The organism is Spirabiliibacterium pneumoniae (assembly GCF_014884995.1).
Lineage (GTDB): Bacteria > Pseudomonadota > Gammaproteobacteria > Enterobacterales > Pasteurellaceae > Spirabiliibacterium > Spirabiliibacterium pneumoniae.
The window spans coordinates 26,439-40,071 of record NZ_JABMII010000009.1 but is presented as its reverse complement, the minus strand read 5'-3'; the positions used below and the strand labels follow the sequence as shown (position 1 = coordinate 40,071).

General features: G+C 48.9%; 12 protein-coding genes. All 12 read right to left on the bottom strand.

The genetic code is table 11. The features are described 5' to 3' along the window. Window position 1 precedes the first annotated feature (1 nt). Window positions 2–925 carry a D-alanine--D-alanine ligase gene (locus tag HPC38_RS07470; RefSeq protein ID WP_208120667.1) on the bottom strand — a complete coding sequence of 308 codons (924 nt, stop codon included), beginning with the start codon at window positions 923–925 and terminating at the stop codon, window positions 2–4. 13 nt (window positions 926–938) lie between these two features. Further along, window positions 939–2,378: a UDP-N-acetylmuramate--L-alanine ligase gene (gene murC / locus HPC38_RS07465; RefSeq protein ID WP_208120666.1), complete on the bottom strand. Its 1,440-nt coding sequence runs from the start codon at window positions 2,376–2,378 to the stop codon at window positions 939–941. Between the two features lie 6 nt (window positions 2,379–2,384). Then, window positions 2,385–3,440 (bottom strand): undecaprenyldiphospho-muramoylpentapeptide beta-N-acetylglucosaminyltransferase, encoded by a 1,056-nt coding sequence (gene murG / locus HPC38_RS07460; protein WP_208120665.1) that lies wholly within the window; start codon window positions 3,438–3,440, stop codon window positions 2,385–2,387. Between the two features lie 9 nt (window positions 3,441–3,449). Next, on the bottom strand, window positions 3,450–4,637 hold the full coding sequence (ftsW, locus tag HPC38_RS07455) for a putative lipid II flippase FtsW (RefSeq protein ID WP_208120678.1): 1,188 nt from the start codon (window positions 4,635–4,637) through the stop codon (window positions 3,450–3,452). Continuing rightward, the gene (murD, locus tag HPC38_RS07450) at window positions 4,637–5,944 is read right to left on the bottom strand and encodes a UDP-N-acetylmuramoyl-L-alanine--D-glutamate ligase (protein WP_208120664.1); all 1,308 of its coding nucleotides are present in this window, start codon (window positions 5,942–5,944) and stop codon (window positions 4,637–4,639) included. Before murD ends, ftsW begins: the two co-directional genes overlap by 1 nt. Window positions 5,945–5,953: 9 nt before the next feature. Then, entirely contained in the window at window positions 5,954–7,036 is a 1,083-nt protein-coding gene (gene mraY / locus HPC38_RS07445; protein ID WP_208120663.1) for a phospho-N-acetylmuramoyl-pentapeptide-transferase, read from the bottom strand. Next, window positions 7,030–8,400 (bottom strand): UDP-N-acetylmuramoyl-tripeptide--D-alanyl-D-alanine ligase, encoded by a 1,371-nt coding sequence (gene murF, locus HPC38_RS07440; RefSeq protein ID WP_208120662.1) that lies wholly within the window; start codon window positions 8,398–8,400, stop codon window positions 7,030–7,032. Before murF ends, mraY begins: the two co-directional genes overlap by 7 nt. Window positions 8,401–8,406: 6 nt before the next feature. Further along, window positions 8,407–9,870 carry a UDP-N-acetylmuramoyl-L-alanyl-D-glutamate--2,6-diaminopimelate ligase gene (murE, locus tag HPC38_RS07435; protein ID WP_208120661.1) on the bottom strand — a complete coding sequence of 488 codons (1,464 nt, stop codon included), beginning with the start codon at window positions 9,868–9,870 and terminating at the stop codon, window positions 8,407–8,409. Window positions 9,871–9,878: 8 nt separating this feature from the next. After that, window positions 9,879–11,708 (bottom strand): peptidoglycan glycosyltransferase FtsI, encoded by a 1,830-nt coding sequence (gene ftsI / locus HPC38_RS07430; RefSeq protein WP_208120660.1) that lies wholly within the window; start codon window positions 11,706–11,708, stop codon window positions 9,879–9,881. 9 nt (window positions 11,709–11,717) lie between these two features. Then, window positions 11,718–12,041 carry a cell division protein FtsL gene (ftsL, locus tag HPC38_RS07425; RefSeq protein WP_208120659.1) on the bottom strand — a complete coding sequence of 108 codons (324 nt, stop codon included), beginning with the start codon at window positions 12,039–12,041 and terminating at the stop codon, window positions 11,718–11,720. Further along, complete coding sequence (gene rsmH / locus HPC38_RS07420) at window positions 12,038–13,000, bottom strand: 16S rRNA (cytosine(1402)-N(4))-methyltransferase RsmH (protein WP_208120658.1); 963 nt, start codon at window positions 12,998–13,000, stop codon at window positions 12,038–12,040. Before rsmH ends, ftsL begins: the two co-directional genes overlap by 4 nt. A gap of 119 nt (window positions 13,001–13,119) precedes the next feature. Beyond that, complete coding sequence (gene mraZ, locus HPC38_RS07415) at window positions 13,120–13,578, bottom strand: division/cell wall cluster transcriptional repressor MraZ (protein WP_208120657.1); 459 nt, start codon at window positions 13,576–13,578, stop codon at window positions 13,120–13,122. Between the last annotated feature and the right edge of the window lie 55 nt (window positions 13,579–13,633).

Below are 13,633 nucleotides of genomic sequence, written 5' to 3'. Positions count from 1 at the left end.
ATTATTCGCTCAATTGTAAAATTTTCACCACCAATTGAGCAAAGCTTAAGCCATGCACTTTGGCTGACATTGGGAACAGACTATGGCTAGTCATGCCTGGGTTAGTATTAACTTCAACCAACCGAAATGCGCCGCTCGCATCTTCCATCACATCAATTCGGCTCCAGCCCCGACAGCCCACACTCTCAAAGGCTTTTTTTACTAACGCGCGCAATTCGTGTTCGCGTGCTTCGCTCAAGCCTGCAGGGCAAAAATATTGGGTCGCATCAGAGAGGTATTTCGCCTCATAGTCATAAAATTCGCCTTGTGGCACAATTTTCACCGCAGGCAACACTTCACCGCCCAGCACGGGCACAGAATACTCTGCCCCGGCCAACCACTCTTCAATTAGTGCGGTTCGGTCAAATTCGAGTGCGTAGTCAACCGCACTTTTCAGTTGTTGTGCACTATTGACTTTCGTCAGCCCCACGCTAGAGCCTTCCAGCGATGGCTTCACCATCAACGGCAAGCCTAAACGGGCGACGACGGCATCCGTATCCAGTGCATCGACATTGTCGCGTGTCACCACTTCCATTTCAGCAATCGGCAAACCTAAACCTTTCCACAATAATTTGGTGCGCAACTTGTCCATCGTTAGCGAGGACGCCAGCACACCACAGCCCGTGTAAGGCACTCCGATACATTCCAAAAGCCCTTGTACAGTACCGTCTTCACCCCCACGACCGTGCAAAATATTGAACACGCGGTCAAAGCCGTCTTGCTTTAAATTCGCTAACGGATAATCTTGTGGGTCAATGCCGTGGGCTTCAAAGCCTGACGCACGTAAGGCCTCAATGATCGCGCGCCCTGAGGCAAGCGAAACGTCACGCTCTTCAGATGTGCCACCGTATAGCACGGCAATTTTTTGTTGTTCTAATGTTTTCATCGCACGACTCTTTTTATTGTTCGTATTTCCACAATTCCACTAATTGGCGCGATAGCTTACTCACATTGCCCGCGCCTTGTGCCAATACCAAATCACCATCTTGCAAAACTTGTTCCATAATTTCAGGCAATTTGCTGACATCTGACACCAAAATCGGATCTACCATGCCGAGATTACGAATAGAGCGACACAACGCACGACTATCCGCGCCTGCGATCGGCTCTTCACCTGCGGGATAAACATCCAGCATCAGCAAAACATCAACTTTTGACAACACCTGCACAAAATCATCAAACAAATCACGCGTGCGCGAGTAGCGGTGTGGCTGAAACAGCATCACCACGCGCTTATTTTGCCAGCCAGCACGCGCCGCTTGAATGGTGACATTCACTTCCGTTGGATGGTGGCCATAGTCATCAACCAACATCACGCTGCCACACGCGCGTTTGAACGTTCCAAGCTGATCAAAACGCCGCCCCGCGCCTTGAAAATCAGAAAGTGCGGTCAGAATAGAAGCATTATCAATCCCCTCTTCTTTCGCCACCGCCAACGCAGCTGTTGCATTAAGGGCATTATGTTTGCCAGGTACATTCAGTACCACGCTGAGCTTTTCACCGCTTGGGAAAACCACATCATAAAGCCCTTGAAACGCCGTTTGACGGTAGTTTTCAATGCGATAATCGGCTTTGTCACTAAAGCCGTAGGTGATCACCTGCCGCCCAATTTGTGGGATCAATTCTTCAATCGTTGCGTCGTCTGCGCACACCACCGCAAGGCCATAAAATGGCAAGTTATGCAAAAAATCAATGTAAGTTTGCTTCATGCGAGCAAAGTCGCCTTGGTAGGTTTCCATATGATCGGGTTCAATATTCGTGACCACAGACACCATCGGCTGCAAATGTAGAAATGAGGCATCGCTTTCATCGGCTTCCGCAATTAAATAGCGGCTCGCCCCCAAATGTGCGTTGGTACCTGCCGATTTCACTAAGCCGCCATTGACAAAGGTGGGGTCAAGCCCTGCTTGAGCGTAGATCATCGCAATCATCGCAGTGGTGGTGGTTTTACCATGAGTGCCTGCAATCGCAATGCCGTGACGAAAACGCATAATTTCCGCTAACATTTGCGCCCGTTGAATCACAGGAATGCGCGCTTGACGTGCTGCTTGCACCTCTGGATTGGTATTTTTAATCGCACTAGAGACTACCACCACGCTGGCATCAGTCACGTTTTCAGGTGCGTGTTGGAAATAAATCGTCGCCCCTAATTTTTGCAAGCGGTCGGTAACCGCACTTTGATTAATATCCGAGCCTGTGATTTTGTAGCCCTCATTGAGAAGCACTTCCGCAATGCCACCCATGCCCGCACCGCCAATGCCAACAAAATGAATTTGCTGCACGCGACGCATGCTTGGCACAAACTCACGGATTTTTTTGTGTAATTCGTTATTATTCATTGTTTCCTACTTATCTTTCGCCACGCTCACAATCACCTCAGCCACGCGCTGCGCAGAATCTGCTCTCGCCTGTGTTTTGGCATTTTGCGCCATTTCACACAAGCGCGCACGATCGAGCTGTTGCAGCAAGCCCACCATGCGATCAGGGTTTAGCTGTGCTTGTTCGATAATTTCCGCCGCGTCGCTGTCGGCTAAAAATTTGGCATTGAGATACTGTTGGCGATCTTTGTGTTGAAACGGCACAAAGACCGCACTTGCGCCCACTGCGGCAATTTCACACACTGTCAGCGCGCCGCTGCGACAAATAATCACGTCCGCTTCGGCATAAGCTGTTGCCATATCGTCAATAAATTCGCTGACCTCAACATCAACACCGTCGGGATAAAAAGCCTGCACGGCCTCCACGTTGCCCTTGCCAACTTGGTGGCGAATGCGCAATTCAGGCATTTTTTTGGCCACCTCAGGCATCAAAAAGTTTAACACGCGCGCGCCTTGACTGCCACCAACAACCAGCACTTTCAGCCCACCTGTACGGCTTGCAAACCGCACTTTAGGTTCACCCTGTTGGAAAAATTCGTCTCGTACAGGGTTGCCCACCACTTCAGCATCTTTAAACGCATTTGGGAAAGCCTGAAGCACGCGCGTGGCGATTTTTGCAAGCCATGAATTGGTCAGCCCCGCCACGGCATTTTGCTCATGTAATACAATCGGTACGCCACACAATTTAGCGGCAATGCCACCAGGACCTGACACATATCCACCCATGCCGAGCACGGCGTGCGGCTTGTATGCACGGATAATTTTCACCGCCTGCCATACGGCACGCGTGATAGCAAACGGTGAGCCCAAAAGTGCGGTCAGCTTTTTGCCACGCAAACCTGAAATTTTGATAAATTTGATGTCGATGCCGTGTTTGGGCACCAGCTCTGCCTCCATGCGATCACGCGTGCCTAACCAGCAGATATCCCAACCCAGCGCTTGTAATTTGCGTGCGACCGCAATGGCAGGGAACACATGCCCGCCAGTGCCACCCGCCATCACTAATAAGCGTTTTTTTTCCATTTATTCTCCTTAATCTTCCCGCAGGTGGGCATGCGCGCGTGCTAGGCGATTTTCATGATCGATGCGCAAAATCACCGCAATCACCAGCGCGCTGATCATCAAACTCGATCCCCCATAACTGATAAAGGGGAAGGTGAAGCCTTTTACTGGCAACACCGCCATGGTCATGCCAAGATTATAGCACCCTTGAAAGAAAAACCACGCCACCGCACCGAAGGCAAAATAGCCACCAAAGCGCTGCCCGAGCAGCAAAGACTCTTTACCAATTTTCAGCACTCGCATCAACATTAACGCGAACAGCACTAGCACTGCAATAATGCCAAGCAGCCCAAACTCTTCGCCGAGAATCGCCATAATAAAATCGGTGTGTGCCTCGGGTAAGTATTCCAATTTTTGAATCGAATTGCCAAGCCCCGTACCGAAAAATTCACCTCGCCCGTAAGCAATCAATGAGTTCGTCAGCTGAAAACCTGCGCCGAAAGGGTCGTCAAAGGGTGAGGCAAATGAGGTTAAGCGTTTTAAACGGTAGGCTGAATTTAAAATCAAAAAATACACGCCAACCATGCCCACCGCCGCCAGCGCTAAGAATTGCATTAATTTTGCGCCCACCAAAAACAGCATGATAAAAACAATGATGGCAAGCACAATAAAGCTCCCGAAGTCTGGCTGTAATAGCAAAAAGAAGCCCAGCACCACCAGCACAATGGCGGGTTTGACCGCACTTAATTGTTTTTCGCGCACTTGTTCATAACGGCGCACAAAATAGTTAGAGAGGTAACAAATCATGGCGAATTTGGCAAATTCTGCTGGCTGAAAATTTAAAAATCCCAAACCAATCCAGCGTCGCGCGCCGTTAACGGATTTCCCAATGCCAGGGATAAGCACGATGATTAATAGCAGAAAAGTGATGCCGAGAATAAGCGGGCTCCATTTTTCCCACTGCTCCACGCGGATAAATACAAAAGCAAACGCCACAAAACACGCCAACGCGATGTAAAGCATCTCGCGCACCGCGAAATAGAATGGATCGTCATAAAGCCGACTGCCTTCAGAGATGGACGCCGATGTGATAATGACAAAGCCAATGGCCATTAGGGAGATAAATTGCCACAGCAAAGTGCGGTCATAAAGCAGGTAATCGGGGGTTAAATTAAACCATTTACCCACACCAGTTCGCAGACGAGCACTTAGCGACATCACGCACGCTCCTTCTGAGCCAGCGCTTTAAACACCTCGCCACGGTGCTCAAATCCATTAAATTGGTCAAAGCTGGCACAAGCAGGCGAGAGCAGCACCATATCACCTGGTTTAAGCACGCGACGAATAGCCTCAATCGCCTGCGCCATCGTGTCAAAACGTTGGGTTCGCGGGGAAAGTGAGGTCATCAAATCGCCATCTTGACCAAAGCAGTAAAGTTGAATAAAGTCAGGCGCAACCGCACTTTTAAGTTCGTTGAAATCTTGCCCTTTGCCCAGCCCGCCGAGCAACAAATGCAACGTGCCGTCAAGCTGCAAACCGTGCAGGGCAGCTTGGGTGCTGCCAATATTCGTGGCTTTAGAATCATTAACCCAGCGCACGCCGTTGTGTTGATGCACCAGTTGAAAGCGATGATCTAACCCTTTGAAGGTTTTCAATGCACTAATCGCGCCTTCGCGGGCAATGCCTGCGGCATCCGTCAGCGCCAATGCAGCCAGTGCATTTAACTCGTTATGCCGCCCCACAATGCCCAGCTCATCACAGGCTAACACCCGCACGCCATGCGCGCATAGCCAAGTGCGGTTATCACTGGTTTGCAAGCTGTAATCGGCATCACATACCCCAAAGCTGATAGCGTTGACCGCACTTTGCGGGGTGGTTAAGGCATCTTGTGCGTTGAAAATCTTATATTGTGCACCGTCATAAATGCGCATTTTGGCCTGTTGATACAGCGTTAAGCTGCCGTTATAGCGATCAAGGTGATCGGGGCTAACATTAAGAATGGTCGCCGCCACCGCGCGCAGCGATGATGTGGTTTCTAGCTGAAAACTGGAAAGCTCAAGCACAAACAGTTCAGCGTCGTTATCAAGCAGTGAGAGCGCAGGAATACCAATATTGCCCCCCAAGCCGACTTTGATGCCTGCGGCTTTCGCCATTTCATACACCAATGTCGTGACGGTACTTTTGCCGTTAGAACCTGTAATCGCAATGATCGGCTTGGTGGTGGCGCGGCAAAATAGTTCAATATCCCCCACCACTTCCACGCCTGCGGCAATGGCATTTTGAATTTCAGGATTGGCAAGCGCAACACCTGGGCTGACAACGATTAAATCACACGCCGAAAGCCACTGGGCATTTAAACTGCCGAAGTGCGTTTCAACCCCTTGTGGCAACTCACCTTTACATTTTTCTTGCGTGCGGGTGTCGATCGCGCGCACGGTTGCACCGCACTTTATCAGATAAGCAATGCTTGACAGCCCACTTTGCCCAAGCCCAACAACACAAACGGTTTTGCCTTGATAATTCATCGCCTGCCCTTAACGCAATTTCAGCGTAATTAAGCCAATCAACACCAGCACCAATGAGATAATCCAAAAGCGGATAATTACCCGTGGTTCAGGCCAGCCTTTCAGTTCAAAATGGTGGTGAATAGGCGCCATGCGAAAGATGCGCTGTTTACGAATTTTATATGACCCCACCTGCAAAATCACAGAAAGCGTTTCCATCACAAACACACCGCCCATGATCACCAATAAAAATTCTTGTCGCACCAATACGGCAATCACACCCAGCGCACCGCCGAGTGCCAACGAGCCAACATCACCCATAAACACTTGCGCAGGATAGGTATTAAACCACAAAAAGCCTAAGCCTGCGCCTACAATCGCGGTGCAGACAATGGCGAGTTCTGCGCTGAGTTTAATGTAAGGAATATGCAAATATTCAGCAAAATTCACGTTGCCCGTTGCCCATGCAATCAAGGCAAACGCACCTGCCACTAATACGGTTGGCATAATTGCCAAGCCATCAAGCCCATCGGTTAAATTCACAGCATTGCTAGTACCGACAATCACAAAATACGCCAACACCACATAAAACAAGCCGAGTTGCGGCATCACCTCTTTAAAAAAGGGCACCACAAGCTGCGTGGCGGCGGTGTCTTTGCCTATGGCATACATCCAAAATACGGCAATCAACGCCACCACCGAGAGCCAAAAATATTTCCAGCGGGCAATCAGCCCGTCGGTGTTTTTACGCACCACTTTGCGGTAATCATCAAAAAAGCCAATCACGCCGTAGCCAAACAGCACAAACAACACACACCAAACGTAGCTGTTACTTAAGTCCGCCCACAAAAGAGTGCTCACACCGATGGAGAACAAAATCATAATCCCGCCCATTGTCGGCGTGCCGCGTTTGCTAAAGTGGCTCTCTGGACCATCATGGCGCACCACCTGCCCAATTTGCAACATTTGCAAACGGCGGATCACTTTTGGCCCAATCCACAAGCAGATCATCAGCGCTGTCAGTAACGCCACAATAGAACGGAAAGTAAGATAAGACACCACATTGAAAATTGTGTGGTATTGAACAAGATATTCAGCCAACCAAACTAACATACTTTATCCTTTAATTGCGCGATCACCTCTTCCATCCGTTGTGAACGCGACCCTTTGACTAAAATAACCATTTTTTCTTTTGCCGTACCGCACCTTTGAATGTCCTCTAGTAAGGCTTGGCAAAGTGCGGTTTTGTCATGAAAATGCCGCCCATGGCACAACGCGCTGATGACCGCACTTTCTTGCCCAAAAGTATATACCCCATCAAGCTTGGCGGCATGTGCGGCTTCGGCAACACTGCGGTGGCACGCTTGGGTGTTTTCCCCCAACTCGGCCATATCGCCCACCACCAGAATACGTTTGCCTTGCGTGACTTCAAGCACAGCAATGGCGGCTTTGAGGGAATCGACATTGGCATTGTAGCTGTCATCAATGACCAGCACATGATCATTGAGCGGCACAGGGAATAAACGCCCTTTCACACTGTTGCGCTGTTCAATGCCTGCTTTCACCTGTGCTAGGCTTGCGCCAGCTTGCATCGCCAATGCACTGGCAGCGAGAGCATTGCTAACATTGTGCTGCCCGAGATAAGGCGACTGAACAGTAATATTGCCCTGTGGGGTAACAAGCTCAAAATCTGCACCATTAGCGTGCAGTTGCACATTGCGCGCGGTGAAATCTGCACCTGTGGCAAACCCAAAGGAAAGGCACTTGCGTGCGCCAATGTCCGCACGCCAAAAGCTGTCTTTGTAGTGACAATCGGCATTAATAATCGCCACGCCCTGCGCAGGCAAGCCACGATAAATTTCGCCTTTGGCTTGTGCCACGCCTTCTAAGGAGCCAAAACCTTCCAAATGAGCGGGCGCCACATTATTCACCAAAGCGACATCAGGCTGCACCAATGCAGTGGTGTAGGCAATTTCACCTTTATGATTGGCGCCCAGTTCAATCACGGCAAACTCATGTTCTTCCGTCAAGTTAAGCAGCGTCAGCGGTACACCAATATCATTATTAAAATTACCCTGTGTGAACAACACCTTACCTTTGTGCGACAAAATCGCAGCGGTCATTTCTTTTACAGTGGTTTTACCTGAAGAGCCTGTCATCGCCACCGTTTTCGGCGCGAGCTTAGTTTTCAGCCATTTGCCCAGCTGCCCAAGTGCCAAACGCGTGTCACTCACCACCAACTGCGGCAGACGTAAAGTGCGGTCAGGTGTTTGCACCACCAACGCGCTTGCGCCTTGCTCGGCGGCAATGTTTAAATAATTGTGCGCGTCAAAGTTTTCACCCTTCAGTGCAAAAAACAGCGCATTCGGGCAGGGCTTGCGTGTGTCGGTACTAATCGCCGTACAGGCAACATCATCCGCCCCGATTAATTCGGCGTTGAGAATCTGCGCAAGCTGTGCCGTTGTCAGTGTTATCATAATTGTCTAGTCTTTTAAAAGTATCTCGACCTTTTCTCGGTCGGAAAAATGGTGTTTTTCATGCCCAATAATCTGGTAATCTTCATGCCCTTTGCCCGCCACCAACACCACATCATCGGCTTGAGCATGGCCAATGGCGTATGCCAATGCTTGCTCACGCCCACTGATGCTGACCGCGTTTGCTGGATTGTGCAACCCTTGTTGAATGTCGGCGAGAATCTGCTTAGCGTCTTCCGTGCGCGGATTGTCGTCGGTGATCACAATGCGATCGGCAAATTGCTCCGCCACACGCGCCATCAGCGGGCGTTTGCCTTTATCACGGTCGCCGCCACAGCCAAACACGCACCACAACTTGCCGTGACAATGAATGCGAGCGGCTTGCAATGCCTTTTCCAGCGCATCAGGTGTATGTGCATAATCCACAATCGCGGTGGGGCGATGGGGTGCGCTAAACATTTCCATCCGCCCGCAAACACCGTTGAGTTGAGAGACACTCTCGCAAAGTGCGGTCAGCGGATACCCCAACTGCAACAATGTGGCGCTCGCCAACAATAAATTGCTGACATTAAAAGCGCCAATCAGGCGGCTTTCCAAGACACCAGCCCCCCAACTGGAATCAATCACAATGCGCGCCCCTTGCGGGTGGAATGCGATCTCGCGCGCGCAAACAAAAGTGCGGTCGCGCAATGTGCGTGGTTGACAGCTCACCGCAACCGCACTTGGTAATTGATCACACCACTGTTTGCCAACAGCATCATCAATATTAATAATGCGATGTTTCACATCAAGTTCAGAAAATAAGCGGAATTTTGCCTCCGCATAGGCCGCCATCGTGTGATGATAATCGAGGTGATCGCGGCTTAAGTTGGTAAAGATCGCAGCATCGAACGCTAAGGCTTCAACGCGGTGTTGCACCAGGCCATGTGACGACACTTCCATCACAGCCACTTGCGCCCCTTGCGCTTTAAAAGCCTGCAAATTGGCCTGCACTTCCACGGCAGAACCCGTGGTGTTGACCGCACTTTTTACCTGACCATAAAGCCCATTGCCAATCGTACCCATCACAGCAGCCGTTTTGCCCAGCAGCTGCGACCATTGCGCTAACAACTGCGCGACGGTAGTTTTGCCATTGGTTCCTGTGACGCCAATGAGGCATAAATCACGGCTTGGGTTACCATAAAAATCGCCTGCAATTTGGCTGAGTTTGCTATCAAGCGCAAAAACGTGCACCACTGGCACGTTGTTTTGGTATTCAATGATGGCATCTTCGCTCACTTCATTGCTCTGAGCGAGCACCAAAGCCGCACCATTAGCAATCGCATTCGGGATAAATTGACGCCCGTCTATATTATGCCCCTCAAGCGCCACAAAAACATCCCCCTGCTTAACTGCACGGCTATCAAGCTGCATTGCCCGCAAGTGCGTGTTCGGCAAATTATCAAGTGCAAGCCAATTGGCTAAACGCTGCATACCGCCCCCTAATTGATTGGCTGAGATGGTGTCGCCACCGCGGATTGTTGTTGATCAAGGCGGATAATGCGAGTGGCGGTATCATTTTCGCTGATCGCATCGGGTTTCACATTTTGTGAGCGCAAAGTGAACTCCATCACTTTGGAGAACACTGGCGCAGAAATCGCACCGCCGTAATATTTGCTGCCTTTCGGTTCATTAATAAGCACCACGAGGGCAAAGCGTGGGTTGCTCGCTGGCGCGACACCTGCGGTATAAGCAATGTATTTATTAACATACTTGCCGTCTTCAATTTTTTTTGCTGTCCCTGTTTTGATCGCAACGCGGTAGCCCTTAACCGCCGCTGCCACCCCACCGCCACCTGGCAATGCCACCGTTTCCATCATATGGATAACATCGCGGGTGGTTTTTTCAGGAAACACACGGGTACCAATCACAGGTGGATCCACTTTGGTAATCGAAAGTGGGCGATAAATGCCAAAGCTACCCAGCGTGACATAGGCGCGCGCAAGCTGAATTGGGGTGACCATCAGCCCGTAACCATAAGAAATGGTCGCTCGTTCAATATCTGCCCAGCGTTTACGGTGTGGTAAAATGCCCTGTTGTTCGCCAATCAAGCCAAGATCCGTTGCTTTACCAAAGCCCGCTTTTTCATACGTTTCCACCAATGCTGTCGGCGGCATCGCCAAAGCAAGATGGCTCACCCCCACGTTACTGGATTTTTGTAAAATGCCAGCAATGGAGAGTTTGTCATAATTAGCCACGTCGTGAATAGTGTGCCCATTGACGGTAAATGGGCGTGTGTTCAGCACCGAATTTTTATTCACAATGCCCCGTTGAAGTGCGGTCAGCACCACAAAAGGTTTCACCGTTGAACCTGGTTCAAAGGTGTCAGTAATGGCACGGTTACGACGCAAATCCGCTTTTACGGTAGTGTTGCGGTTATTCGGATTGTATGACGGTGCATTCGCCATAGCAAGCACTTCGCCCGTGCGAATATCCACCAACACAATGGTGCCCGATTCCGCTTTATTTTCAATCACAGCTTCTTTGATGTAGCGATACGCCATTGATTGCAACTGATCATCAATGCTCAACGTAACATTGTGAGCATCGTATTTTTGGGTATCATCCACCGCTTCAACCATGTTACCCTGCCCATCTTTACGGTAAGTCCGCGAACCATCTTGCCCGAGCAGCAATTTGTTGAAACTTTTTTCAATCCCCTCAATACCCTCGCCATCAATATTGGTAAAGCCGATTAAGTGCGCTGTTTCTTCTACTTTTGGATAAAAACGACGAAATTCAGGAGTGAGTTGCACGCCCTGAATTTTCAACTCGCGAGCATATTTTGCCACCTCAGGTGTAATTTGGCGGGCAAGATAGATATAACGGCTTTTTGGATTTTTGCTAATTTTGGCTTTAATTTTTTTATAGGGTATTTTCAGCGCATCCGCTAATGCTTTCCAGCGGGCTTCATCTTGCAATGAGCCTTTTTCAAAAATGACTTTAGGGTCAGCTACTAGAGAATACATCTCCACACTCACTGACAACCATTTACCATTACGATCTAAAATCATTCCACGCGCTGAACGCAACGCTTGTGTGCGTAATGAACGTTTATCCGCCTCATAATTCATTTTATCCGAATTATTAATTTGCAAATCCACCGCGCGTGCCAGTAATAACGACATCGCAAGGAAAATCACACTAATCACGATATAGTAACGCCATCGGATAAACGCACTTTCTGGTGGCGAATGTTGTTTGATAGCTGAAGGCACTTTTCTATTCAATTGTGCGCCCTTTCGCTGATGTTTTTTCGAAAAAAATTTCATCGTGCTACCCTAATGACCTGGCTCAATAATAATTACTTGCTGCTCGTTGGCAATTTCACCCATGTGCATTCGGCGTGCCACCCCTGTGATACGCACATTGTCATCGAGTGCATGTTCTTCGAGCTTGAGATTGACATAATCGTTTTCTAACGCACGTTTTTCTAATATCAATTCGCCGTTATGTGCGTTAAGTTGACGCGTTTGATGAATCATATAAATCGTTGCGACCGCACTTAAGATCACCACAAGCAGCAACACCAACGCAATTTTATTAGCGGCAAGCAAATCATCTATGATGATTTTACGCAATGGGTGACGATCGCTCACGTTCATAGCTTTTCTCCCACTCGCAACACCGCACTGCGTGAGCGTGGATTTATCTCAATTTCTTGCGCACTAGGCTTGATCGCTTTGCCCACCAATTTTAATGTTTGCCCACGGTCAAATTCATCATCACGCACAGGCAAGCCTTTAGGAATTTCAAGTCCTTTGCTTTGTTTTTTGAAAAAATGCTTCACCATGCGATCTTCTAATGAATGGAAGCTGATAATAGACAGTCGCCCACCTGATCGTAACACGCTTAATGCGCCTTGAAGTGCGGTTTCCAATTCATCCAGTTCGCTGTTAATAAAAATGCGGATCGCCTGAAATGTGCGGGTAGCTGGGTGCTTGTGTTTATCTTTAAAAGGCACAGTTTGTGCAATTAATGCGCTAAGTTGTGAAGTGCGGTTAAGTGTAGGTTCACCATTTTGTTTCGCCAACTGATTAAAACTAACGATTGCACTAGCAATTCGTTTCGCAAAACGTTCTTCACCAAATGTCTTCAACACCCAAGTGAGATCGTCAACTGAAACTTGCTCAAGCCACGCTTGTGCGCTTAGGCCTTGGGTTGGGTCCATGCGCATATCCAGCGGACCGTCTTGCATAAAACTAAACCCACGCTCTGCATCGTCAAGCTGTGGCGAGGAAACACCAAGATCAAGCAAAATACCATCAATTTGACCTGTTAAATTATGCTGTGCGCAAATTTGCGTCAGAGTAGAAAATGGGCTGTGGATAATGGAAAAGCGTGGGTCATGAATGCGCTGGGCTTCTGCAATCGCACGCGGATCGCGATCGATGGCGAGCAAACGTCCATGCTCACCCAATTGTGAAAGAATTTTACGACTGTGTCCGCCACGGCCAAATGTGCCATCAATATAAATGCCGTTTTCTTTCACAGCCAGACCCGCTACGGCTTCATTTAGCAGTACCGTGATATGACCTGTGTTGGCATTTGGCGACGAACTCATATTAGTGAACTCATGTAAAAATGTATTAGATTAAATGGGTTCGCGGCGTATCCATATACGCCGCTTGCCCTGCTAGTGCAACTGACACTGTTGGAAAGATGCGTCTTTCTCTTGTTTAATTACAGTGACAGCGTCTTTAATTCTTCAGTGGCAAAAAATGCCTCGCTGCTGGCATATTCGATATCTTCGGTAATTTGCGCATTCCAACGCGCTTCGCTCCAAAGCTCAAATTTGTTGAGTTGACCAACCAGTTTGATATTTTTCTCAAGCTGAATCTGCTCACGTAGGGTCGGGCTTAACAAAATGCGACCATTTTTATCTAACCCACACTCGGTAGCAAAACCCAACATCACACGTTGTAGCCTGCGTTGATTAATATCAAAATTCGACAAGCTCAGCAGCTTTTGCTCAATGACTTCCCATTCATTTAACGGATAAAGCAGTAAACAGGGCTGGCGAATATCCACAGTGCAAACCATTTGCCCTTCATTTTGCGCCATGATTTCAGCGCGATAGCATGTCGGGATAGAAAACCGCCCTTTGCTATCTAAGCTGATGGATGTCGCGCCACGAAACATAATTTGCTCTTTTCAATTTACGTCAACTCGAGAAAAACTTCCACTAAATCCCACT